Raw genomic sequence first — 23,049 nt, 5'->3', positions numbered from 1 at the left:
CCCCACCATGTACAAACTCTTCTTCAACCTCGTCTTCAAGCGCATGGACCCGGAGAGGGCCCACTACACGGCCTTCCGCTGGATCCGCCTCGCCGCCCGCGTCCCCGTGCTGCGCACCTTCGTCGCGGCCGTCCTCGCGCCCCGGTACAAGGAACTGCGCACCGAGGCCCTCGGGCTCCGGATGCACGGCCCCTTCGGGCTCGCCGCCGGCTTCGACAAGAACGCCGTCGCGATCGACGGCATGTCGATGCTCGGCTTCGACCACATCGAGATCGGCACCGTCACCGGCGAGCCGCAGCCCGGCAACCCCAAGAAGCGCCTCTTCCGCCTCGTCGCGGACCGCGCGCTGATCAACCGCATGGGCTTCAACAACGAGGGCTCCGCGGCCGTCGCGGAGCGCCTGGCGACCCGTACGCCCGTCTTCAAGACCATCGTCGGCGTGAACATCGGCAAGACCAAGGTCGTCCCCGAGGAGGAGGCGGCCGCCGACTACGTGAAGTCGACCGAGCGGCTCGCCCGCCACGCCGACTACCTCGTCGTCAACGTCTCCTCGCCCAACACCCCGGGCCTGCGCAACCTCCAGGCCACCGAGTCGCTGCGGCCCCTCCTGACCGCCGTGCGCGAGGCCGCCGACCGCAGTGTCGAGGGCCGCCGCGTCCCGCTGCTCGTCAAGATCGCGCCGGACCTGGCCGACGAGGACATCGACGCGGTCGCCGACCTCGCCGTCGAGCTCGGCCTGGACGGCATCATCGCCACGAACACCACCATCGCCCGCGAAAGCCTGGGCCTCGCCTCCGCACCCGCCCTCTACGAAGAGACCGGCGGGTTGTCGGGCGCACCCCTGAAGGAGCGCTCCCTGGAGGTCCTCAGGCGCCTCTACGCGCGCGTGGGGGACCGGATCACCCTCGTGGGCGTCGGCGGCATCGAGAACGCCGAGGACGCCTGGCAGCGCATCCTCGCGGGCGCCACCCTCGTCCAGGGCTACAGCGCCTTCATCTACGAAGGGCCCTTCTGGGGCCGCGCCATCCACAAGGGCCTCGCCGCACGCCTGCGCACGAGCCCGTACGCCACCCTCGCCGACGCGGTCGGCGCCGATGTGAGGAAGCCCGAGGTCACCGCATGAGCCCCCTGGAGCCCTTCGGCACGCGCCTGCGCCACGCCATGGACGAGCGCGGCCCCCTGTGCGTCGGCATCGACCCGCACGCCTCGCTCCTGACCGCGTGGGGACTGAACGACGACATCGCGGGTCTGGAGCGGTTCACGCGCACCGTCGTGGAGGCGCTCGCCGGGACCGTCGCGGTGTTCAAGCCGCAGAGCGCGTTCTTCGAGCGCTTCGGGTCGCGCGGCATCGCCGTCCTGGAGAAGGCCGTCGAGGAGCTGCGGGCGGCCGGCGCGCTGACCGTCATGGACGCCAAGCGCGGCGACATCGGCTCGACCATGGCCGCGTACGCCGAGACCTTCCTGCACAAGGACTCGCCGCTGTTCAGCGACGCGCTCACCGTCTCGCCCTACCTCGGCTACGGCTCCCTGAAGCCGGCCGTCGACCTCGCGCGCGAGAACGGCGCCGGGCTCTTCGTGCTCGCCCTCACCTCCAACCCCGAGGGCGCCGAGGTGCAGCACGCGGTGCGCGAGGACGGCCGCACGGTCGGCGCCACCGTCCTCGGGCACCTCGCCGCCGAGAACGCGGGCGCGGAGCCCCTCGGGTCCTTCGGCGCGGTCGTCGGCGCCACGCTCGGGGACCTGTCCTCGTACGACCTGGCGATCAACGGCCCGCTGCTCGCCCCCGGCATCGGCGCCCAGGGCGCGACCCCGGCCGATCTTCCCTCGGTGTTCGGCGCGGCGGTGCGCAACGTCGTCCCGAACGTCAGCCGGGGAGTGCTGCGGCACGGACCCGACGTCACGGCGCTGCGGGACTCCGCGACGCGCTTCGCGGACGAGATCAGGGCGGCTGTCGAGCCGCGCTGAGCGGGGCGAAGGGGCCCGTCCTTATGTTTCCTTGACAGCTCCCCGGCCAAATCCGGGGAGATATGCCCGATATGTACGGCTCGGCGCAGGCTGACCAGGACTTTTCGTCTGTTCTCGCTGACTCTGGCGGCCATGCCCGCTAGTCTCCGACGAGAGCGAACGGGCAAGCGCGTTGCACGTTGCTCACCAGGTGTGGGGCGACTAGGTTCCTCACCGGTCCGTATCCGACAGTTCGACATCCGAGGTGACGTAGGCGTGGCTCTTCCGCCCCTTACCCCTGAACAGCGCGCAGCCGCGCTCGAAAAGGCCGCCGCGGCTCGCCGGGAGCGGGCCGAGGTCAAGAATCGACTCAAGCACTCCGGTGCCTCGCTTCACGAGGTCATCAAGCAGGGCCAGGAGAACGATGTCATCGGCAAGATGAAGGTCTCCGCCCTCCTGGAGTCCCTGCCGGGCGTGGGCAAGGTCCGTGCCAAGCAGATCATGGAGCGTCTTGGCATCTCCGAGAGCCGCCGTGTGCGCGGTCTCGGCTCCAACCAGATCGCGTCGCTCGAGCGAGAGTTCGGTGGGGGTGCCGCCGGCTGATGTTCTCAGGCACTCCTGAGAACCTGGATAATCGCTGCATGGCTGCAACATCCCGGGGGACGACCCCCGTGCCCCCGGACGTACGTCCGCGGCTGACCGTGCTCTCCGGCCCCTCCGGGGTCGGCAAGAGCACGGTCGTCGCTCATATGCGCAAAGAACACCCCGAGGTCTGGCTCTCGGTCTCGGCCACCACCCGCAAGCCGCGGCCCGGTGAGAAGCACGGTGTCCAGTACTTCTTCGTCTCCGACGACGAGATGGACAAGCTCATCGCCAACGGCGAGCTCCTGGAGTGGGCCGAGTTCGCGGGCAATCGCTACGGAACCCCCCGTCGCGCGGTCCTCGACCGCCTGGAGGCGGGCGAGCCCGTCCTCCTGGAGATCGACCTTCAGGGCGCCCGCCTGGTGCGCGAGTCGATGCCCGAGGCACAGCTCGTCTTCCTCGCCCCGCCGAGCTGGGACGAGCTGGTCCGCCGGCTCACCGGCCGCGGCACCGAGGCGCCCGAGGTCATCGAGCGCAGGCTCGCCGCAGCCAAGGTGGAGCTCGCCGCCGAAGCCGAGTTCGATACGACGCTCGTCAACACCTCCGTCGAGGACGTGGCCCGTGAGCTGCTAGCCTTGATGAAGGTTCTTTGATCTTTACCCCTGTCTTGACCCTTCTGGTCTTGACCCCATCGGAAGGCGAAGAGTGTCCTCTTCCATCACCGCGCCCGAGGGCATCATCAACCCGCCGATTGATGAGCTGCTCGAAGCCACCGACTCGAAGTACAGCCTCGTGATCTACGCCGCCAAGCGCGCGCGCCAGATCAACGCGTACTACTCGCAGCTCGGTGAGGGCCTCCTGGAGTACGTCGGCCCCCTCGTGGACACGCACGTCCACGAGAAGCCGCTCTCGATCGCGCTCCGCGAGATCAACGCGGGCCTGCTGACGTCCGAGGCCATCGAGGGCCCCGCGCAGTAAGCGTTTCGTACCTTCACCACAGGCCCGGCAGTACGACTGCCGGGCCTGTGGTGTGTCATGGAGCAGTACGCATCCGAGTGCGGGGAGACAGAGGCAGTGGCCGAGAAGCCGAAGGTAGTCCTGGGGGTCAGCGGCGGGATCGCCGCCTACAAGGCGTGCGAGCTGCTGCGGCGGCTCACCGAGTCAGGCCATGACGTACGCGTCGTGCCGACCGCGTCGGCGCTGCACTTCGTCGGCGCCGCGACCTGGTCCGCGCTCTCCGGGAACCCCGTCTCCACCGAGGTCTGGTCCGACGTCCACGAGGTGCCGCACGTCCGCATCGGCCAGCACGCCGACCTCGTGATCGTCGCCCCCGCCACCGCCGACATGCTCGCCAAGGCGGCCCACGGACTCGCCGACGACCTGCTCACCAACACCCTCCTGACGGCGCGCTGTCCGGTGGTCTTCGCCCCCGCCATGCACACCGAGATGTGGGAGCACCCCGCCACCCAGGAGAACGTGGCCACCCTGCGCCGCCGCGGCGCCCTCGTCGTCGAGCCCGCCGTCGGCCGCCTCACCGGCGTCGACACCGGCAAGGGCCGTTTCCCGGACCCCGTCGAGCTCTTCGAGGTCGTACGTCGCGTCCTCTCGCGAGGAGACCTGGCCCAGGACCTCGCGGGCCGCCACGTCGTCGTCAGCGCCGGCGGCACCCGCGAACCCCTCGACCCGGTCCGCTTCCTCGGCAACCGCTCCTCCGGCAAGCAGGGCTACGCGCTCGCCCGCAGCGCCGCCGCGCGCGGCGCCCGCGTCACGCTCGTCGCGGCCAACGCGTCGCTGCCCGACCCGGCCGGCGTGGACGTCGTGCCGGTCGGCACCGCCGTGCAGCTGCGCGAGGCCGTCGTGAAGGCCGCGGCCGACGCCGACGCGGTGGTCATGGCCGCCGCAGTGGCCGACTTCCGCCCCGAGACGTACGCCACAGGGAAGATCAAGAAGAAGGACGGCCAGGAGCCCGCGCCGATCGCGCTGGTCCGCAACCCCGACGTCCTCGCCGAGATCGCGGGGGAGCGGCCCCGCCCTGGCCAGGTGATCGTCGGATTCGCCGCCGAGACCGACGACGTGCTGGCCAACGGCCGCGCCAAGCTCGCCCGCAAGGGGTGCGACCTGCTGGTCGTCAACGAGGTCGGCGAGCGCAAGACGTTCGGCTCCGAGGAGAACGAAGCGGTCGTGCTCGGCGCGGACGGCAGCGAGACGCCGGTGCCGTACGGCCCCAAGGAGGCCCTCGCGGACACGGTCTGGGACCTGGTCGCACAGCGCCTCGTCTGAGGGCCGCTCGGTACTGCCCGTGTTCCCCGTGCTGCCGGTGTTCCCCGTCTCACCATCCGGAACTCGGCCATATTCGAGCACCTGTCTTGACGAGGTGTCCACGGGCAGGGCTCAATGTCATCTTCGCCTCATCGGGCGCCTCAAACCCGGCAAAATCGGGCACGAGGCTTCCCGGCGAGGGCCGATCGTCGTACCGCGCAACGCAGTGTCGCAGGTCACAGGGCTCCCAAGTGGCGAGACATGTGGTCCGGCGGCCGAGTGTGACCGATAAACTGGTCTCGGACGACGCCGGGCGCAGCTCCCGGCCGTCCACCCATGATCAGCCAGCAGCCGCTGCAACCACAGGGAGCGATGTGTCCCGGCGCCTCTTCACCTCGGAGTCTGTGACCGAGGGTCACCCCGACAAGATCGCTGACCAGATCAGCGACACCATTCTCGACGCGCTTCTGCGGGAGGACCCGACCTCCCGGGTCGCCGTGGAGACGCTGATCACCACGGGCCTCGTCCACGTGGCCGGCGAGGTCACGACGAAGGCGTACGCGCCGATCGCGCAGCTCGTGCGCGACAAGATCCTCGAGATCGGTTACGACTCCTCGAAGAAGGGCTTCGACGGCGCCTCCTGTGGCGTCTCGGTGTCCATCGGCTCGCAGTCCCCCGACATCGCGCAGGGCGTCGACACGGCGTACGAGAAGCGTGTCGAGGGCGATGAGGACGAGCTCGACAAGCAGGGCGCGGGCGACCAGGGCCTGATGTTCGGCTACGCCTGCGACGAGACCCCGGAGCTCATGCCGCTCCCGATCCACCTCGCGCACCGCCTCTCGCGCCGCCTCTCCGAGGTCCGCAAGAACGGGACCATCCCCTACCTGCGCCCCGACGGCAAGACCCAGGTCACCATCGAGTACGACGGCGACAAGGCCGTCCGTCTCGACACGGTCGTCGTCTCCTCGCAGCACGCGAGCGACATCGACCTGGACTCGCTGCTCGCTCCCGACATCCGCGAGTTCGTGGTCGAGCCCGAGCTGAAGGCCCTCCTCGAGGACGGCATCAAGCTGGAGACCGAGGGCTACCGCCTGCTGGTCAACCCCACCGGCCGCTTCGAGATCGGCGGTCCGATGGGCGACGCGGGCCTCACCGGCCGCAAGATCATCATCGACACGTACGGCGGCATGGCCCGCCACGGCGGCGGCGCCTTCTCCGGCAAGGACCCGTCCAAGGTCGACCGTTCCGCCGCGTACGCGATGCGCTGGGTCGCCAAGAACGTCGTCGCCGCGGGCCTTGCGTCCCGCTGCGAGGTCCAGGTCGCGTACGCGATCGGCAAGGCCGAGCCGGTCGGTCTCTTCGTCGAGACGTTCGGCACGGCCACGATCGACACGGACAAGATCGAGACGGCCATCAGCGAGGTCTTCGACCTCCGCCCGGCCGCGATCATCCGCGACCTCGACCTGCTCCGCCCGATCTACTCGCAGACCGCCGCGTACGGCCACTTCGGCCGTGCGATCCCCGACTTCACGTGGGAGCGCACGGACCGGGTGGAGGCGCTGCGGAAGGCGGCGGGGCTGTAGTCCCCGCCCCCACCGGATCACGGTCGAGGCCCGGTACCCCTGCGGGGGTGCCGGGCCTCGGCGTCTCCGCGGCCGGGCGGCCGTGTCAGTGCGGTCTGGTAGGAATGCAGCTGTGAGCAGGGAGAATGCAGGGGGCGAGGGTGGGGGAGCCGAGGAGCCGGAGCAGCTTGCGCTGATCCGGGAGTCGGTGCGCAGGGCCAAGGTGCCGCGCGCCAAGCCCCGGACCTGGCGGGGGGCCGCGCTGGCCAAGGAGCTGCCGGTCGCGCGGGTGCTCGTGGACAAGGGTGTGCTGCACCTCGACCGCTATTTCGACTACGCCGTGCCGGAGGAGCTGGACGCCGAGGCGCAGCCCGGGGTGCGGGTCCGGGTGCGGTTCGGGGCCGGGTCGCGGAACGTGCGGGAGGGGCGGCGCGAGGGCGGCGGGCTGATCGACGGGTTCATCGTCAAGCGGTGCGCGGAGACCGACTACAACGGGCCCCTGGCGGCGCTCGCGCAGGTCGTGTCGCCGGAGCCGGTGCTCGACTCGGGGCTGCTCGAACTCGCGCGGGCCGTGGCCGATCGCTACGCGGGCAGCCTCGCCGACGTGTTGCAGCTCGCCGTGCCGCCCCGGCACGCGCGCGCCGAGGCCAAGGCGGCTCCCGAGCCGCCCGCCCCGCCGACCGCGCCCGAACCGGGGAGTTGGGGGAGGTACGGGCACGGGGTTGATTTCTTGCGCTCCCTGGCCTCCGGGGGCGCGCCCCGCGCCGTGTGGACGGCGTTGCCGGGGCCCCAGTGGGCCGAGGAGATCGCCCGCGCCGTGCAGGCCACGCTCGCCTCAGGGCGGGGCGCGCTCGTCGTCGTGCCGACCGGGCGGCCCGCCGCGCGTGTGGACGCGGCGCTGAGCGAGCTGCTCGGTCCGGGACAGCACGCGTTGCTCACCGCCGACGCCGGGCAGGAACGGCGCTATCAGGAGTGGCTCGCCGTGCGGCGCGGGACGGTCCGGGCCGTCGTCGGCACGCGGGCCGCCATGTTCGCGCCCGTACGGGACCTGGGCCTCGTCGTCGTCTGGGACGACGGGGACTCCAACCACAGTGACGACCGGGCCCCCTTCCCGCATGTGCGCGAAGTGCTCGAACTGCGGGCGACGCGCGACAAGTGCGCTTTCCTGCTGGGGAGTTGGAGCTGCACGGTCGAGGCGGCGCAGCTCGTCGAGAGCGGGTGGGCCGCGCCGCTCGTCGCCGACCGCGAGCAGGTGCGGGGCGCCGCGCCGCTCGTGCGGACCGTGGGCGACCTGGACCTCGCGCGGGACGAGGCGGCACGGGCCGCGCGGCTGCCGACGCTGGCGTGGCAGGTCGCCCGTGAGGGGCTGAAGCACGGTCCCGTGTTGGTGCAGGTGCCCCGGCGTGGCTATGTGCCGCGGCTCGCCTGTGAGCGGTGTCGTGAGCCGGCCCGGTGCAGACGGTGCGCGGGGCCGCTGGAGGCGCAGGAGAGCGGGTCCGCGCTGCGGTGCGGCTGGTGCGGGGTGGAGGAGGCTGCCTGGCACTGCGAGTCCTGCGGCGGGTTCCGGCTGCGGGCGCAGGTCGTCGGGGCACGCAGGACCGCGGAGGAGCTGGGCCGGGCGTTCCCCGCGGTGCCGGTGCGGACGTCGGGCCGTGAGCAGGTGCTCGACACGGTGCCGGGGGCGCCGGCGCTGGTGGTCAGCACACCGGGTGCGGAGCCCGTGGCCGAGGGCGGTTACGCGGCCGCCCTGCTGCTCGACGGCTGGGCCATGCTGGGCCGCCCCGACCTGCGGGCCGGCGAGGACGCGCTGCGGCGCTGGGTCGGCGCCGCGTCACTGGTCCGGCCGCAGGGCGCGGGCGGCACGGTGGTCGTCGTGGCCGAGCCGACCCTGCGGCCGGTGCAGGCGCTGGTGCGGTGGGATCCGGTGGGCCACGCGGTGCGTGAACTCGCGGAACGCGCCGAGCTGGGCTTCCCGCCGGTGTCGCGCATGGCGTCGGTGTCCGGCCCGCCGGAGGCGCTCGCCGAGTTCCTGGCGGGTGCCGAACTGCCCGCGGACGCGGCGGTGTTGGGGCCGGTTCCAGTGCGGGGCGGGGCAGCTGGGGGGCCCGCGGGGGCCGGTCCCGGGGGGTCGCGGCGCGGTGCCGGGGCGCCGCCCGGGTCCGAGCCGTGGGAGCGCGTGTTGATCCGGGTGCCGCCCGGCAGCGGCGCCGCACTCGCCGCCTCGCTGAAGACGGCGCAGGCCGCGCGGATGGCGCGGGGGGCGAAGGGTGCCAGGGAGGCCGGGGGAGAGCCCGTGCGGGTGCGGGTGGATCCGTTGGACATCGGGTGATGACGCGGCTCTGAGCTGACGGTGGACGACGTCTGTACGTGAAGCTGCCCCCTCGTCCTTGGCGGAGGAGCGAGGGGGCAGCGGTCGGTGGGGCGGGGTCAGCCGTTGCGGGGGCCGGGGAAAGCCGTCGGCCTGGGCTCGTCGCGGAGCGTGGGGCTGCCCGCCGTGGGCTGCGTCGGCATCGTGCGGGCCGCGGGCACGGACGGCAGCGGTACGCCGACCGGGAGGGGACGCGTCGCCGTCGCCGTCGACGTGACCGCGGGCGTCGGGTTCTCCGCCGCGCGCTCCGCCTCGGCCGCCGCCTGCGTGGTGGCCCGTCGCGCGCCGTAACGGCGGTGGACCGCCTGCTTGGTGACGCCGAGGGCCGAGCCCACCGCGTCCCACGAGAACCCCAGCGAGCGGTCGAAGTCCACCGCCGCCGTGACCAGCGTCTCGACGCTGTCCCGGAGTTCCTGGGCGAGACGGACGGTCGGGGCGGGGGCCCGCCCGTACACGACGAAGCCCGCGGACGGGCTGGAGCGGCGCGGGCGGTAGACGTTGCCGAGCTGCGCGGTGAGGGTGCGCAGCGCGTCCACCTGCCGCCGGACCCGCTCGATGTCCCGTACCAGGAGGTGCAGGCTGGCCCGTGCCTGGGCGTCGTGGGTTGCGTGGTCGGCCATGAACAAGCCTCTCGAACCGGCGTTGAAAAGGATCGGGCCGCGTCGGCGGCCCGTTGTGGTCAACTCTTTCTTGACCAACGCGCTAGTTCGTGTGGGGTCACGGTGCAGGGGCGTATATGCATATGCACAGGGCGCGCGCCGCTTCGTACGCCCCCGGCGGGGGAGCGTCGCCCATCAGCGGGGACGACCGGCCCGGGCGGGGCCCGTGCGCGGCCCATAGACTGGTGTGCTGCCGTCGCACCACCCACCGACCACCACTGACCAGAGATCCGAGGTACCCCTCAGTGAAGCTAGTCTTCGCCGGCACTCCCGAGGTCGCCGTCCCCGCACTGGACGCCCTGATCGCCTCCGACCGGCACGAGGTGGCCGCCGTGGTGACCCGCCCGGACGCGCCCGCGGGGCGGGGCCGCAGGCTGGTCGCGAGCCCGGTCGCGGAGCGCGCCGAGGAGGCCGGCATCGAGGTGCTGAAGCCCGCGAAGCCGCGCGACGAGGACTTCCTGGCGCGGCTGCGCGAGATCGGCCCGGACTGCTGCCCCGTCGTCGCGTACGGCGCGCTGCTGCCGAAGGCCGCCCTGGACATCCCGGCCCGCGGCTGGGTCAACCTGCACTTCTCGCTGCTGCCCGCGTGGCGCGGTGCCGCGCCGGTGCAGCACGCGGTGATGGCGGGCGACGAGATCACCGGAGCCTCGACGTTCCTGATCGAGCAGGGTCTCGACTCCGGGCCGGTGTACGGGACGGTCACCGAGGCGGTGCGGCCCACCGACACCAGCGGCGACCTGCTCACGCGCCTCGCCTTCGCGGGCTCCGGACTGCTTGTCGCGACGATGGACGGCATCGAGGACGGCAGCCTCAAGGCGGTGTCGCAGCCCGCCGACGGCGTCACCCTCGCCCCGAAGATCACCGTCGAGGACGCCGAGGTGGACTGGGCGGCGCCCGCGATGCGGGTGGACCGCGTCGTGCGCGGCTGCACCCCCGCGCCCGGCGCCTGGACGGTCTTCCGCGGCGAGCGGCTGAAGATCATCCAGGCAGCGCCAATCCAGGACCGCACCGACCTCGCGCCCGGTGAGATCTCCGCCGCCAAGAACAACGTGTACGTCGGTTCCGGCTCGCACGCCGTCGAGCTGCTCTGGGTCCAGCCGCAGGGCAAGAAGCCGATGCGTGGCGCGGACTGGGCGCGCGGGGTCCGGATCGCCCCGGGTGAGCGGATGGGGCGCGGCGACGTAGGCTGAGCGGGTTCGGACCATTCCGGCATCCGGACCCCTCCGGCACCCGGATCCCCTCGGCATCCGGACCACCCCGCATTCGACCCATCCCAGCAGCGGAGCACCTTTGAACGACCAGCCGAACCGGCGACCCCGTAAACCCTCCGGGAAGTCCGGCAAGCCGTACCGCCGCCCGCAGAAGGACCCCGTCCGCTACCTCGCCTTCGAGGCGCTGCGAGCGGTCGACGAGCGCGACGCGTACGCCAACCTCGTGCTGCCGCCGCTCCTCAAGAAGGCGCGCGACAAGGGCGACTTCGACACGCGGGACGCGGCGCTCGCCACCGAGCTGGTCTACGGAACGCTCCGCCGTCAGGGGACGTACGACGCGATCGTCGCGGCCTGCATCGACCGGCCGCTGCGCGAGGTCGACCCGCCGGTCCTCGACGTGCTCAACCTCGGCGTGCACCAGCTGCTCGGCACGCGCATCCCGACGCACGCCGCCGTCTCCGCGTCGGTGGAGCTGGCCCGCGTCGTGCTCGGTGACGGGCGCGCCAAGTTCGTCAACGCCGTGCTGCGCAAGGTCTCCCAGGACGACCTCGACGGCTGGGTGGCGAAGGTCGCGCCGTCCTACGACGAGGACGCTGAGGACCACCTCGCCGTCGTCCACTCGCACCCCCGCTGGGTCGTCTCGGCGCTGTGGGACTCCCTCGGCGGCGGCCGCGCCGGCATCGAGGACCTGCTGGAGGCGGACAACGAGCGGCCCGAGGTGACGCTCGTGGCACGCCCCGGCCGCACCACCGCCGACGAACTCCTCGACTCCGTCGGCGAGGACTCCGCGCTGCCCGGACGCTGGTCGCCGTATGCCGTGCGGCTCAGCGAGGGCGGCGAGCCCGGCTCCCTGGAGGCGGTGCGCGAGGGGCGCGCGGGTGTGCAGGACGAGGGCAGCCAGCTGGTCGCGCTCGCACTCGCGAACGCATCGCTCGAAGGACCCGACGAGAAGTGGCTCGACGGCTGTGCGGGCCCCGGCGGCAAGGCGGCCCTGCTCGCCGGACTCGCCGCCCAGCGCGGCGCCGCTCTTCTCGCCGCCGAGAAGCAGCCGCACCGGGCCGGCCTCGTCGCCCAGGCGCTCGCCGGGAACCCCGGGCCCTACCAGGTCATCGCGGCCGACGGCACCCGCCCGCCGTGGCGGCCCGGCACGTTCGACCGCGTCCTGATGGACGTGCCCTGCACGGGACTCGGCGCCCTGCGCCGCCGCCCCGAGGCCCGCTGGCGCCGCCGCCCGCAGGACCTGGACGGCTTCGCCCCGCTGCAGCGCGGGCTGCTGCGCACGGCGTTGGAGTCGGTGCGGGTCGGTGGCATCGTCGGATACGCCACGTGCTCCCCGCACCTCGCCGAGACGCGGGCCGTCGTGGACGACGTCCTCAAGCACAACGGCGGCGCCGAACTCGTCGACGCGCGGCCCCTGATGCCGGGCGTCCCGGCGCTGGGCGACGGACCCGACGTACAGCTGTGGCCGCATCTGCACGGCACGGACGCGATGTATCTGGCGCTGATCCGGCGCACCGCCTGACGGCTGCACGATCAAGGCGTACGGCTCGCTCTCCCTCGGATGGCTGACCGTTCGGGGGAGGTTGGCGCGCCCGGCGTGCGCGGGACCGGCGCCGCCCTAGAGTCTCCGGGATGAAGCCGGTCAGCGCGGCGCCGCCGGATCCGACGGAGCCCCGGCCCGGTGTACGGAACAAGGGGCGGGCCCGGCTGCGTGAAGCCGTCGTGCCGCTCGCCCGGCGCGGCTTCCGGCTGCACTGGTGCGGCTACCTGCTGTCGTGGGCCGGATCGGCCGTCGCGCCGCTGGCCCTCGCGTTCGCCGCGCTCGCCACCGGCGGCGGCCCGCAGGCCCTGGGGATCGTGCTCGCGGCCGGTGTCCTGCCGCAGATCTTCCTGCTGCCGGTCGGCGGTGTCATCGCCGACCGGTACCACCGCTTCCGCGTGATGGTGTGGTCCAACGTCGTCTGCGCGCTCGCCGAGACGGCGGCCGCGTGTCTGATCTGGTCCGGCGCCGTCCACACGTGGCAGCTCGCGGTCACGTCGGGGGTGTGCGGTGCCGCGGGCGCGTTCTTCGCTCCGGCGGCGGACGGCGCCGTCGTCCAGGTGGTACCGGCCGAGCAGCGGCGCACGGCCAACGCGCTCCTGAAGTTCGGGCAGAACGTGGGGAAGATGGCCGGCCCGGCGCTCGGCGGTGTGCTCATCGCCGCGGCGGGCCCCGCCCTCGCGCTCGTCTGGGACGCGGTCACCTTCGCGGTGTCGGCCGTGCTGTTCGCGCGGATCAAGGTGCCCCGGGCGGCCGTACGCCCGGACTCCACGGCGCCGCGGGAGGGCAGGCCGGGCACCGGTCTGCGGGGCGAGATGGGCCGCGGCTGGCAGGAGGTGTGGCGGCGGCGCTGGCTGGCGGTGATGGTGTGCCAGGCCGCTGTCACCGGCTCCGCGTGGCTGGCGGGCTACCAGATGCTCGGGCCGCTGTACGCGCAACGGGTCCTCGGCGGGGCCGCGCTGTGGGGCGTGGTCGTGTCCGCCTTCACCGGCGGCCTGATCGCGGGGGCCGCACTGGCACTGGCGTGGCGGCCGTCCGCCGCCGGCGCCGTCGTGTGCGGCGGGACCGTGATGCTGGCCCTGCCCCTCGCCGCGATGGCCGTCCGCGCCCCGCTGCCCGCGCTCGTGGCCGCGTTCGTTGTGGCGGGCGCGGGCCTGGAGCTCGCCATGGTCGTATGGCTCTCCCTGCTCCAGGAACGCATCCCGGGCGACCGCCTCAGCCGCGTCCTGTCGTACTCCACGCTCGGCCAGATGCTGCCCATCCCCGTCGCCTACCTCCTCACCGGCCCCGCCGCCGCCCGGCTCGGACTGCACACCACCCTCGCGTGGGCCGCGGCCGCGGTCACCACCGCGGCGCTGCTCCCGCTGGCACTGCCACACGTACGGCGCCTCACCATCCCCATGAGGGCGGCGAAGAAGGCCTAGTCGCCACGCCGTGCCAGCGGGTGCGGCCACCACACCTTCGGGCCGACGTCCAGGAACAGGGCCGTCACCAGGACCGAACGTACGACGAAGGTGTCGAGCAGGACGCCGAGCGCCACCGCGAAGCCGATCTCGGCGAACGCCACCATCGGGAGCGTGCCCAGCGCGGCGAACGTGCCCGCGAGGACCAGGCCCGCCGACGTGATCACCGCGCCGGTCGCGGCGAGACCCGTCAGGACGCCCGCGCGCGTGCCCTGACGGCCCGCCTCCTCGCGGACGCGGGTGGACAGGAAGATGTTGTAGTCGATGCCGAGCGCCACCAGGAACACGAAGACGAAGAGCGGGAAGTCCGTCGGCTCGCCCGCGTAGTCGAAGAGGTGGCGGAAGGCGAGCGCGCTGAGCCCGAGCGCCGTCGCGAAGGACAGGACCACCGTCGCGATGAGGAGCAGCGGGGCCACCACCGCGCGCAACAGCACGGCGAGGATCAGCAGGACCACGGCAAGGACCAGCGGAATGATGAGCTTGTTGTCGTGGGCCGTGGCGTGCTCCATGTCGACCAGGGCCGCCGTGCCGCCGCCCACCCGCGCGTCCGCTTCGGGTACGGCGTGGACGGCGTCCCGCACCCGCTCCACCGTCCGCTTCGCGGCCGCGCTGTCCGACGAGTCCGTCAGCGTCGCCTCGAACAGGACCTTGCCGTCGTATGCGGCCTTCGTCCCCGGCGGCCGCGCGACACTCGCGGGCACCACGCCACGGGTGTCCCGTACGACGCGGGCGACGGCGTCTTCCTGGGCCTGACCGGCCACGATGACCAGCGGATCGCCGGAGCCCGCGGGGAAGTGCCGCGCGAGCACCTCCTGGCCGGTGATCGAGTCCGGCTTGTCGGTGAAGGCGTCCGCGTTGCTGAGGCCGTCGGCCCGCAGTTGCAGGAGGCCGAGCGAGAGCAGGGCGAGGGTCGCCGCCGTGACGCCCCAGATCAGCCGCGGGCGGCGGTCGATGCGCCGGCCGGTTCGCGCCCACAGGCCGCGCTCGGTCGGCTCGGGGGAGCCCACGTGCGGGATCAGCGGCCAGAAGAACCACCGGCCGAAGATGACCAGGAGGGCCGGGAAGAGCGACAGCATCGCCAGGAGCCCCACCGTGACGCCGATCGCGGCGACCGGACCGAGACCGCTCGTCGAGTTCATCTCGGCGGCCAGCAGCACCAGCATGCTCAGGACGACCGTCGCACCCGACGCGAGGACCGCGGGGCCCGCCCGGTGCAGGGCCAGGGCCATCGCCTCGTGCCGGTCCTCGTGACGGCGCAGTTCTTCGCGATAGCGAGCGACCAGGAGCAGCGCGTAGTCGGTCCCCGCGCCGAAGACGAGGACCGTCAGGATGCCCGCGCTCTGGCCGTTGACGGTGAGGTCCGCGTGTTCGGCCAGGAGGTAGATGAGGGCCTGGGCGGTGAACAGCGCGGTGACCACGGAGAGCAGCGGGGCCAGGAGCAGCGTCGGGCTGCGGTAGGTGAACAGCAGGATGACGATCACGATGCCGGCCGCCGCGAGCAGCAGCGTCGAGTCGATGCCCTCGAACGCCTCGGCCGAGTCCGCGCCCGTGCCGCCGGGACCGGTGATGTGCACGGCGAGGCCGTCGCCACCGTCCCCGACCCGCTCCCGGATGCTGTCGACGGCGGGCCCGATGCGCTCCCAGCCCTCGGCGTCCATGGTGATCGGGACGGCCACCTGGGCCGCCTCGGCGCCCGCCTTCTCGTCGTACAGAGGGCCGCGGGTCTCGGCGCCGCGGATGCCGTGGGCGCGCAGCTCCTTGGCCTGCCGCACGTCCTGCGCGATCTGCACGCGGTCCGCCGCGGTGAGGCCGCCTTCGCGGGCGTACACGATGATCGCGGGGATCACCTCGGGCCTGAACTCGGCCGAGATGTCCAGGACTTGGGTCGATTCGGCGGAGCCGGGGAGCCATGACTCCGCGTCGTTCTCCTGGGCGTCGGTGAGCTTCTGGGCCAGGGGTGCGGCGACGATGATCACCACCAGCCAGAACAGCACCACCAGCCACTTGGTGCGCCGCCCGCACACCAGCCACGCGACGCCGCGCCGCTCCCGCCGCCGTTCCTCCGCCATGGCTTCCCCCCGCTCGCCGTGCGCGGTGCCGCTGGACCGTCCAGCATGGCACTGGGCACGCGGTCGCGGGAGCCGTTGTGCCCATGGCGGTGGACTGCGGTCAGCAACCAGCGCCGGGCATGGCAGGCTTGGGGCATGGCCGTGCAGATCAACCCCAGCATCCTGTCCGCGGACTTCGCCCGTCTTGCCGAGGAGGCAAAGGCAGTCGAAGGCGCCGACTGGCTCCACGTCGACGTGATGGACAACCACTTCGTCCCGAACCTCACCCTCGGGGTGCCGGTCGTAGAGTCCCTGGCCCGTGCGACGGACACGCCGCTGGACTGCCACCTGATGATCGAGGACCCCGATCGCTGGGCCCCGCAGTACGTCGAGGCGGGCGCCGGATCCGTCACGTTCCACGCGGAGGCGGCCGCCGCGCCGGTCCGGCTCGCGCGCGAGATCCGCGCCAAGGGCGCCCGCGCCTCGATGGCGCTGAAGCCCGCGACCCCCATCGAGCCGTTCGAGGACCTGCTCCCCGAGCTCGACATGCTGCTCATCATGACGGTGGAGCCCGGCTTCGGCGGTCAGGCGTTCCTCGACATCATGCTGCCCAAGATCCGCCGCACCCGTGAGCTGATCGCCAAGCACGGCCTGGAGATGTGGCTGCAGGTCGACGGTGGTGTCTCGGCCGAGACCATCGAGCGCTGCGCCGAGGCGGGCGCCGACGTCTTCGTCGCCGGCTCCGCCGTCTACGGCGCCAAGGATCCCGCGGACGCGGTACGTTCATTGCGCACCCAAGCCGAGGCAAAGACCTCGTCAAGCGGCTGGGCGTGCGACCACTGAGCCAAGGGAACGTGAACGCAGTCCGCCAGGGCTGATCGACCAGGCCGGATCTGCAAGGATGAACGGCGAATCCAGTTTGTGAACAGCAGTGAGGAGAGCGCCGTGTCGGCCATGTCGGCGGGTCGGTCAGCCATGCGGATGGGACCCGCGGAGCTGGTGCAGGCGGCGGCCATGGCCCGCCGCTTCTACCTCGAGGGCAAGTCCAAGATCCAGATCGCCGAGGAGTTCGGCGTCAGCCGCTTCAAGGTGGCCCGGGTCCTGGAGACCGCCCTGGAGCGTGATCTCGTGCGCATCGAGATCCGGGTGCCCGCCGAGCTGGACGCGGAGCGCTCCGACGCGCTGCGCGCCCGCTACGGCCTGCGGCACGCCGTCGTCGTCGAGTCGCCGGCGCCCGCCGACGAGATCGACGAGTCGCCCGACCCGGAGAACCTCGGGGAGGTGGCGGCGGACCTCCTCGGCGAGCTGGTCACCGAGGGCGACGTGCTCGGCCTCGCCTGGGGCCGCTCCACGATCCACATGGCGGCCGCGCTCGACCAGCTGCCGCCGTGCACGGTCGTGCAGCTGACGGGGGTGTACGACGCCGGGACCGCGGAGCGCGGCTCCGTCGAGGCCGTCCGCCGCGCCGCCCAGGTGTCCGGCGGCGAGGCGCACCCCATCTACGCGCCGATGCTGCTGCCCGACCCCGCGACCGCGGCGGCGCTGCGCAACCAGACCGGGATCGCCCGCGCCTTCGAGTACTTCGACAAGGTCACGGTCGCCTGCGTGTCCATCGGCTCCTGGGAGCCGGGGATCTCCACCGTCCACGACATGCTCAGCGACGAGGAGCGGGCGCATTACGCTTCGCTGGGAGTGGCGGCGGAGATGTCGGCCCACTTGTTCGACGCCGAGGGGCGTCGGGTCGGGCGGGACCTGGGGGAGCGGTGCATCACTGTCGAAGCGGATCGGCTCCGACGGATTCCTGAAGTCGTCGCCATTGCGGGCGGGCAGCGGAAGGCTGCCGCGATTGACGCGGTGCTGCGGTCCGGGCTTGTCACCAGCCTTGTGACGGATACGGCTGCGGCTGATCAGTTGCTTGTCGCCGGGGCTGCGCCTCGGCCCGCGCTGAACCGGGCGGACCCGGACGGGAGCTGAGCGTCTGCGGGTCGTGGGGGTTGTTCGCGCAGTTCCCCGCGCCCCTTTAAGGGCGCCGTGGCAAGGTCGGACGCATGGTGTACCGGTTTGTTCCCCGCGTCGTGGGAGCTCTGCTCGTCTGTCTCGCGGTTTTCGTCGCCGGGTGCTCGTCCGGGGGCGGCGGCCGGGACGCCCCCGGCTGGGCCCGTGGCATGGCCACCGTTCAGGCCGAGCGGCTGCCGGCCGAGGCGCGGAAGACGTTGCGTCTCATCGACGACGGGGGGCCCTTCCCGTACCCGAAGGACGGTGCCGTCTTCGGGAACTACGAGCGTGAGCTGCCGAAGCAGAGGCGTGGCTACTACCACGAGTACACCGTCCGTACGCCCGGCGAACGGAACCGCGGGGCCCGGCGGATCGTCACCGGCAGCCACGACGAGGTCTACTACACCGACGACCACTACGCGTCCTTCAAGGCGGTGCTGAGGCAATGAGCCACGACGTAGGCGGGGACCCGTTCGCGCCCGTGCTGGAGGCCGTGCGCGGCGCGGGCTGGGCCACCACGGCGCTCTCCCTCTCGGGAGTCACGGACAAGGCCGCCTTCATGGAGCGCTGCGCCCGCGCGCTCGGCCTGCCCGACTGGTTCGGGCGCAACTGGGACGCGCTCGCCGACTGCCTCACCGATCTGTCGTGGGAGTCCCCTGCGCGCGGGAGGCTGCTCGTCGTGTCCGGATGGCAGGAGTACGCCGACGCGGCGCCGGGGGAGTGGCGGATCGCCCAGGAGGTGTTCTCGGCGGCCGTCGAGCACTGGCGGGGTGTGGCGGAGGCGGGTCTTGAGATCGTTCTTGACCTCGGTCCTGACGCTGGTCCCGCTGTCACGGAGCGTGGCGCTCGCTGAACCCGCTGTTCCACTTCGGGGTGGCTCTTGGACGATCGGACCAGCGGCCCACCCGGCCCCCTGGGTGATCGTCCCAGGCGGCACAACCCCGGCGGCATGGGACAATGAAGTACGTGCTTTTCCCCCGGCTAACTGTCCGGGGGCCACCTCTGATCGACTGGGATGAGCAGCACGTGCGCTTCCTCAATGACATCCAGCCTGCGTACGACCTGACGTACGACGACGTCTTCATGGTCCCGAGGCGCTCCGCCGTCGGATCCCGCCAGGGCGTGGACCTCTCGTCGCCCGACGGCACCGGCACCACGATCCCGCTGGTCGTCGCCAACATGACCGCGATCGCCGGCCGGCGCATGGCCGAGACCGTCGCCCGCCGCGGCGGCCTCGTCGTCATCCCCCAGGACATCCCGATCGAGGTCGTCACCGAGGTCGTCTCCTGGGTCAAGACGCGCCACCACGTCCTGGACACCCCCATCGTCCTGGCCCCCACGCAGACCGTCGCGGACGCGCTCGCCCTGCTCCCCAAGCGCGCGCACGACGCGGGCGTCGTCGTCGACGCCGACCAGAAGCCTCTCGGTGTCGTCACGGACGCCGACCTCACGGGCGTGGACCGCTTCACGCAGCTCTCCGAGGTCATGTCCAGGGACCTGCTGCTCCTGGACGCCGACATCGACCCGCGCGACGCCTTCAACAAGCTCGACGCCGCCAACCGGCGTTACGCACCCGCGGTGGACAAGGACGGCCGCCTCGCCGGCATCCTCACCCGTACGGGCGCGCTGCGCGCGACGCTCTACACCCCCGCCGTCGACGCCAACGGCGGTCTGCGCATCGCCGCCGCCGTCGGCATCAACGGCGATGTGGCGGGCAAGGCCAAGCAGCTCCTCGACGCGGGCGTCGACACGCTCGTCGTCGACACCGCGCACGGTCACCAGGAGTCGATGATCGCCGCGGTGAAGGCCGTGCGCGCCCTCGACCCGCAGGTCCCGATCGTGGCGGGCAACATCGTCGCCGCCGAGGGCGTCCGCGACCTCATCGAGGCCGGCGCCGACATCATCAAGGTGGGTGTCGGGCCCGGCGCCATGTGCACCACCCGCATGATGACCGGCGTGGGCCGCCCGCAGTTCTCCGCGGTGCTCGAATGCGCCGCCGAGGCCAAGAAGTTCGGCAAGCACGTCTGGGCCGACGGCGGAGTCCGCCACCCCCGCGACGTCGCCATGGCGCTCGCCGCGGGCGCCTCGAACGTCATGGTCGGCTCCTGGTTCGCGGGCACCTACGAGTCCCCGGGCGACCTCCAGCACGACGCCCAGGGCCGCGCGTACAAGGAGTCGTTCGGCATGGCCTCCGCGCGCGCCGTGCGCAACCGCACCTCCGAGGAGTCCGCGTACGACCGCGCCCGCAAGGCGCTCTTCGAGGAGGGCATCTCGACCTCCCGGATGTTCCTCGACCCGGCGAGGCCCGGCGTCGAGGACCTGATCGACTCGATCATCGCGGGCGTCCGCTCGTCCTGCACGTACGCGGGCGCGGCCTCCCTCGAGGAGTTCGCCGAGAAGGCCACCGTCGGCATCCAGAGCGCCGCTGGCTACGCGGAGGGCAAGCCGCTGCACGCCAGCTGGAGCTGACCCTTCCCGACCTGCACGAAGGCCCCCGCGGAGCATCCGCGGGGGCCTTCGTCGTACGCGGAGCGGGACCCGGAACGCAACGGACGAAACGGACCGCGCAACGAAGAGACGCATATGACGGAAGTGCGCAATGATCATTCGGCGGTACGCAAGGTTGCTGCATTACGGTCGGGAAGCCATGGACTCTAGAGTCAGGCGCTGAACGTGGTGTGGCGGGGACTGCCTGCTCGGTGGTTCCCGTCGCCAAGCGCGGGTGCCGCGGGTCCTCGCCGCTCTGACCGGCAGCGATGAAGGAGCCAGCGCGTGCTCGACCAAGGCGCACCCCCGCAGAACCGCCCAAGCCCCCCGGGCAGCCCTGGCCTCGGCAGCCGTCTCATGCGCCGCAAGCCGGTGGAACGCCTGGTCGAGGAGGGTGGCCAGGGCGACGGAGGATCGCTGCGCCGCTCGCTCGGCATGTGGCAGCTGACCATGATCAGCATCGGTGCCACGCTCGGCACCGGCATCTTCGTCGTCCTCGGCGAGAGCGTCCCCAAGGCCGGCCCGGCCGTCACCATCTCCTTCGTGATCGCCGGACTCACCGCGCTCTTCTCCGCGCTCTCGTACGCGGAGCTGGCCGGGTCCATCCCGGTGGCCGGTTCCTCGTACTCGTACGCGTACGCAACGATGGGTGAACTCGTCGCCTGGGTCTGCGGCTGGTGCCTGGTCCTGGAGTACGGCGTCTCGGTCGCCGCGGTCGCGGTCGGCTGGGGCGAGTACCTCAACGAGCTGCTCGACGGGACCATCGGCGTCACCATCCCCGACGCGCTCTCCGCGGCGCCCGGCGAGGTCGACGGCGCGATCATCAACCTGCCCGGCCTGATCGTCGTCCTGCTCGCCATGGTGTTCCTGCTCGGCGGCGCCAAGGAGTCGGCGACCGCCAACACGATCATGGTCGTCGTGAAGATCGCCGCGCTCGTGCTCTTCTGCACCATCGGCTTCATGGGCTTCAAGTCCGGCAACTACGCGGACTTCATGCCGCTCGGTACGGCCGGCGTCAGCGCCGCCGCCGCGAGCCTCTTCTTCTCCTACATCGGCTTCGACGCCGCCTCCACCGCCGGTGAGGAGGCGAAGAACCCGCAGCGCGACCTGCCCCGCGCGATCATGCTGTCGCTGGTCATCGTCACCGCCCTCTACGTCCTGGTCGCCGCCGTCGCCGTCGGCGCCTGGAACTGGAAGGACTTCGAGGGCTCCGAGGCCACGCTCGCCGCGATCATGAACGACGTCAGCGGCCAGCACATGTGGGGCACGATCCTCGCCGCCGGCGCGGTCATCTCCATCGCCTCCGTCGTCCTCACCGTCCTCTACGGCCAGACCCGCGTCCTGTTCGCCATGTCCCGCGACGGCCTGGTCCCCAAGGCGTTCGGCAGGGTCAGCAAGAAGACGGGCACGCCCCGCGTGAACACCGTCATCGTGTCGCTGTTCTGCGGAGCCCTCGCCTCCGTCATCCCGCTCGGCAAGCTCGTCGACGCCACCAGCATCGGCACCCTGTTCGCCTTCGGTCTGGTCAACATCGCCGTCATCGTGCTGCGCAGGACCCGCCCCGACATGCCGCGCACCTTCCGGGTGCCGCTCGGCTGGCTCTTCCCCGTGCTCGGCTTCGGCTTCTGCGCGTACAACATGTTCAGCCTCGACTCCGCGACCTGGAAGGTCTTCGGTGTCTGGATGGCCGTCGGCCTCGTGTTCTACTTCCTGTACGGCATGAGCCGCTCCCGATTGGCCACAGCAGAGAAGTGATCCACCCCCCGTGCGACTGAACGATCTCGACGAACGCATCGTGCACGCCCTCGCCGAGGACGCCCGCCGCTCCTACGCCGACATCGGCCAGCTGGTCGGACTCTCCGCGCCCGCCGTGAAGCGGCGCGTGGACCGGCTGCGGGCCACCGGAGCCATCACCGGCTTCACGGTCCGCGTGGACCCGGCGGCCCTCGGCTGGGAGACCGAGGGGTTCATCGAGATCTACTGTCGCCGCAACACCTCACCGGAAGCGATCCAGCGAGGCCTGGAGCGCTACCCGGAGATCGCGTCCGCGTCCACCGTCACCGGTGACGCGGACGCGATCGTCCAGGTCTTCGCCGCGGACATGCGGCACTTCGAACGGGTCCTGGAGCGGATCGCGGGGGAGCCGTTCGTGGAGCGGACGAAGTCCGTGCTGGTGCTCTCGCCCCTGATGCGCCGCTTCTCGTCGGGCTCTCCCGCTTAGGAGCCCTGCGGCTCCGGGTACGGGACCTTCCACGGGACGACGTCGAAGTCGCCCGTGCCCTTCCTGACCTTCTCGTACGGGGCCGAGCTCGCGCACTTGGCGAGGGTGTCGGGCTGGCCCTGCGTGGCTCCGTAGGCCGCCCAGCTGTATCCGACGCGGTCGTTGCGGCCCCGGTCGTCGACGGTGAAGCCGACCCGCTTGCCCTTCATCTCCTTGAAGCTGCTCTCGGTGATGATGCCGGTCGCCGTGGCCACCTTGCCGCCCGTCATCAGGCAGTCGATACGGCCCTTCGCCCAGCCTCCCTCGCCGCCCGGCCTGTCGAGGTGGACGAAGTGGAAGGTGCCGGTCGCCTTCGACGGGTCCTTGATGTGCCTGGCCGCCAGATGCGCGTCGAACGTGAACGTCACGTCCTCGGTCGTCTTGCGGTACATCTTCGCCGAGCCGGTGAGGGCGGCGGCCTCGCGCTGCTGTGCCTTCTTCGCCGCCGTCACCGCGTGCGTTCCTCCGTCGGCCGACGCGACGGCCGCGCCCGTCGCCCCCGCGGTCAGCAGCAACGCGGCCGCCACGGCGACGGCGCGGGGGTGCGGGGTGGTGGTGCGGGTGGTCGCTGTGCGGCTGGTGGTCGTGCGGCCCATGGAAGGCCTCCGTCTTCGAGTGCGTGCACCCGGTCCGTCCGGGCGTGATCACGTTCTCGCGGATGGGGGGCCCGG

General features: G+C 72.1%; 21 protein-coding genes. 18 read left to right on the top strand and 3 right to left on the bottom strand.

Features of this window, described 5'->3' with window-relative positions; genetic code table 11:
• Positions 1-7 precede the first annotated feature (7 nt).
• The 8 genes from DEJ49_RS05255 (at position 8) to DEJ49_RS05220 (ending at position 8,676) form a co-directional block, all read left to right on the top strand.
• Positions 8-1,123 carry a quinone-dependent dihydroorotate dehydrogenase gene (locus DEJ49_RS05255; RefSeq protein WP_150182813.1) on the top strand — a complete coding sequence of 372 codons (1,116 nt, stop codon included), beginning with the start codon at positions 8-10 and terminating at the stop codon, positions 1,121-1,123.
• The gene (gene pyrF, locus DEJ49_RS05250) at positions 1,120-1,965 is read left to right on the top strand and encodes an orotidine-5'-phosphate decarboxylase (protein ID WP_190329270.1); all 846 of its coding nucleotides are present in this window, start codon (positions 1,120-1,122) and stop codon (positions 1,963-1,965) included. The genes DEJ49_RS05255 and pyrF overlap by 4 nt, the downstream gene beginning before the upstream one ends.
• A gap of 255 nt (positions 1,966-2,220) precedes the next feature.
• Positions 2,221-2,547 carry an integration host factor gene (locus DEJ49_RS05245; protein WP_055564204.1) on the top strand — a complete coding sequence of 109 codons (327 nt, stop codon included), beginning with the start codon at positions 2,221-2,223 and terminating at the stop codon, positions 2,545-2,547.
• Positions 2,548-2,585: 38 nt separating this feature from the next.
• Entirely contained in the window at positions 2,586-3,179 is a 594-nt protein-coding gene (gmk, locus tag DEJ49_RS05240; RefSeq protein ID WP_150165581.1) for a guanylate kinase, read from the top strand.
• A gap of 52 nt (positions 3,180-3,231) precedes the next feature.
• Positions 3,232-3,504: a DNA-directed RNA polymerase subunit omega gene (gene rpoZ / locus DEJ49_RS05235; RefSeq protein ID WP_005319902.1), complete on the top strand. Its 273-nt coding sequence runs from the start codon at positions 3,232-3,234 to the stop codon at positions 3,502-3,504.
• A 57-nt stretch (positions 3,505-3,561) separates the two neighbouring features.
• Entirely contained in the window at positions 3,562-4,806 is a 1,245-nt protein-coding gene (coaBC, locus tag DEJ49_RS05230; RefSeq protein ID WP_150182811.1) for a bifunctional phosphopantothenoylcysteine decarboxylase/phosphopantothenate--cysteine ligase CoaBC, read from the top strand.
• A 353-nt stretch (positions 4,807-5,159) separates the two neighbouring features.
• Positions 5,160-6,368 carry a methionine adenosyltransferase gene (gene metK / locus DEJ49_RS05225; RefSeq protein WP_150182810.1) on the top strand — a complete coding sequence of 403 codons (1,209 nt, stop codon included), beginning with the start codon at positions 5,160-5,162 and terminating at the stop codon, positions 6,366-6,368.
• Between the two features lie 112 nt (positions 6,369-6,480).
• A complete protein-coding gene (locus tag DEJ49_RS05220) occupies positions 6,481-8,676 on the top strand; it encodes a primosomal protein N' (RefSeq protein ID WP_150182808.1) in 2,196 nt (731 codons plus the stop codon).
• 98 nt (positions 8,677-8,774) lie between these two features.
• Here DEJ49_RS05220 and DEJ49_RS05215 read toward each other — a convergent pair whose 3' ends face one another.
• Positions 8,775-9,335, bottom strand: a complete 561-nt coding sequence (locus tag DEJ49_RS05215; protein ID WP_150182806.1) for a hypothetical protein — start codon at positions 9,333-9,335, stop codon at positions 8,775-8,777.
• 284 nt (positions 9,336-9,619) lie between these two features.
• Here DEJ49_RS05215 and fmt point away from each other — a divergent pair, with 284 nt between their 5' ends.
• The 3 genes from fmt (at position 9,620) to DEJ49_RS05200 (ending at position 13,549) form a co-directional block, all read left to right on the top strand.
• On the top strand, positions 9,620-10,564 hold the full coding sequence (gene fmt / locus DEJ49_RS05210) for a methionyl-tRNA formyltransferase (protein WP_150182804.1): 945 nt from the start codon (positions 9,620-9,622) through the stop codon (positions 10,562-10,564).
• 100 nt (positions 10,565-10,664) lie between these two features.
• Positions 10,665-12,107 (top strand): RsmB/NOP family class I SAM-dependent RNA methyltransferase, encoded by a 1,443-nt coding sequence (locus DEJ49_RS05205; protein ID WP_150182803.1) that lies wholly within the window; start codon positions 10,665-10,667, stop codon positions 12,105-12,107.
• Positions 12,108-12,217: 110 nt separating this feature from the next.
• Positions 12,218-13,549 carry an MFS transporter gene (locus DEJ49_RS05200; RefSeq protein WP_150182801.1) on the top strand — a complete coding sequence of 444 codons (1,332 nt, stop codon included), beginning with the start codon at positions 12,218-12,220 and terminating at the stop codon, positions 13,547-13,549.
• Here DEJ49_RS05200 and DEJ49_RS05195 read toward each other — a convergent pair.
• Positions 13,546-15,657, bottom strand: a complete 2,112-nt coding sequence (locus DEJ49_RS05195) for an MMPL family transporter (protein WP_150182799.1) — start codon at positions 15,655-15,657, stop codon at positions 13,546-13,548. The genes DEJ49_RS05200 and DEJ49_RS05195 overlap by 4 nt on opposite strands.
• A gap of 135 nt (positions 15,658-15,792) precedes the next feature.
• On the opposite strand from DEJ49_RS05195, the gene rpe reads away from it, so the two are divergent.
• From rpe to DEJ49_RS05160, 7 genes are all read left to right on the top strand, one after another.
• A complete protein-coding gene (gene rpe / locus DEJ49_RS05190; RefSeq protein WP_150182797.1) occupies positions 15,793-16,479 on the top strand; it encodes a ribulose-phosphate 3-epimerase in 687 nt (228 codons plus the stop codon).
• A gap of 78 nt (positions 16,480-16,557) precedes the next feature.
• Positions 16,558-17,610 (top strand): sugar-binding transcriptional regulator, encoded by a 1,053-nt coding sequence (locus DEJ49_RS05185; protein WP_055564812.1) that lies wholly within the window; start codon positions 16,558-16,560, stop codon positions 17,608-17,610.
• Between the two features lie 74 nt (positions 17,611-17,684).
• Positions 17,685-18,080 carry a ribonuclease domain-containing protein gene (locus DEJ49_RS05180; protein ID WP_150182795.1) on the top strand — a complete coding sequence of 132 codons (396 nt, stop codon included), beginning with the start codon at positions 17,685-17,687 and terminating at the stop codon, positions 18,078-18,080.
• Positions 18,077-18,484 carry a barstar family protein gene (locus tag DEJ49_RS05175; protein WP_150182793.1) on the top strand — a complete coding sequence of 136 codons (408 nt, stop codon included), beginning with the start codon at positions 18,077-18,079 and terminating at the stop codon, positions 18,482-18,484. The genes DEJ49_RS05180 and DEJ49_RS05175 overlap by 4 nt, the downstream gene beginning before the upstream one ends.
• Before the next feature lie 173 nt (positions 18,485-18,657).
• Positions 18,658-20,100, top strand: a complete 1,443-nt coding sequence (locus DEJ49_RS05170; protein ID WP_150182791.1) for a GuaB1 family IMP dehydrogenase-related protein — start codon at positions 18,658-18,660, stop codon at positions 20,098-20,100.
• A 303-nt stretch (positions 20,101-20,403) separates the two neighbouring features.
• Positions 20,404-21,873 (top strand): amino acid permease, encoded by a 1,470-nt coding sequence (locus DEJ49_RS05165; RefSeq protein ID WP_150182789.1) that lies wholly within the window; start codon positions 20,404-20,406, stop codon positions 21,871-21,873.
• A gap of 10 nt (positions 21,874-21,883) precedes the next feature.
• Positions 21,884-22,339, top strand: a complete 456-nt coding sequence (locus tag DEJ49_RS05160) for an Lrp/AsnC family transcriptional regulator (RefSeq protein WP_055564807.1) — start codon at positions 21,884-21,886, stop codon at positions 22,337-22,339.
• Here DEJ49_RS05160 and DEJ49_RS05155 read toward each other — a convergent pair.
• Complete coding sequence (locus tag DEJ49_RS05155; RefSeq protein WP_150182788.1) at positions 22,336-22,974, bottom strand: Repetin; 639 nt, start codon at positions 22,972-22,974, stop codon at positions 22,336-22,338. The genes DEJ49_RS05160 and DEJ49_RS05155 overlap by 4 nt on opposite strands.
• Positions 22,975-23,049 lie beyond the last annotated feature (75 nt).

This window comes from Streptomyces venezuelae (assembly GCF_008642335.1).
Lineage (GTDB): Bacteria > Actinomycetota > Actinomycetes > Streptomycetales > Streptomycetaceae > Streptomyces > Streptomyces venezuelae_F.
The sequence above is the reverse complement of the archived record's forward strand: the minus strand, read 5'-3'. Positions and strand labels throughout refer to the sequence as shown.

Bases quoted from the DNA above. Each gene is read 5' to 3' on its own strand.
- rpe (WP_150182797.1), top strand. From the start codon at position 15,793: ATGGCCGTGCAGATCAACCCCAGCATCCTGTCCGCGGACTTCGCCCGT.
- DEJ49_RS05200 (WP_150182801.1), top strand. From the start codon at position 12,218: ATGAAGCCGGTCAGCGCGGCGCCGCCGGATCCGACGGAGCCCCGGCCC.
- DEJ49_RS05175 (WP_150182793.1), top strand. From the start codon at position 18,077: ATGAGCCACGACGTAGGCGGGGACCCGTTCGCGCCCGTGCTGGAGGCC.
- DEJ49_RS05255 (WP_150182813.1), top strand. From the start codon at position 8: ATGTACAAACTCTTCTTCAACCTCGTCTTCAAGCGCATGGACCCGGAG.
- DEJ49_RS05155 (WP_150182788.1), bottom strand. From the start codon at position 22,974: ATGGGCCGCACGACCACCAGCCGCACAGCGACCACCCGCACCACCACC.
- coaBC (WP_150182811.1), top strand. From the start codon at position 3,562: ATGGAGCAGTACGCATCCGAGTGCGGGGAGACAGAGGCAGTGGCCGAG.
- pyrF (WP_190329270.1), top strand. From the start codon at position 1,120: ATGAGCCCCCTGGAGCCCTTCGGCACGCGCCTGCGCCACGCCATGGAC.
- DEJ49_RS05215 (WP_150182806.1), bottom strand. From the start codon at position 9,335: ATGGCCGACCACGCAACCCACGACGCCCAGGCACGGGCCAGCCTGCAC.
- gmk (WP_150165581.1), top strand. From the start codon at position 2,586: ATGGCTGCAACATCCCGGGGGACGACCCCCGTGCCCCCGGACGTACGT.
- DEJ49_RS05195 (WP_150182799.1), bottom strand. From the start codon at position 15,657: ATGGCGGAGGAACGGCGGCGGGAGCGGCGCGGCGTCGCGTGGCTGGTG.
- DEJ49_RS05180 (WP_150182795.1), top strand. From the start codon at position 17,685: ATGGTGTACCGGTTTGTTCCCCGCGTCGTGGGAGCTCTGCTCGTCTGT.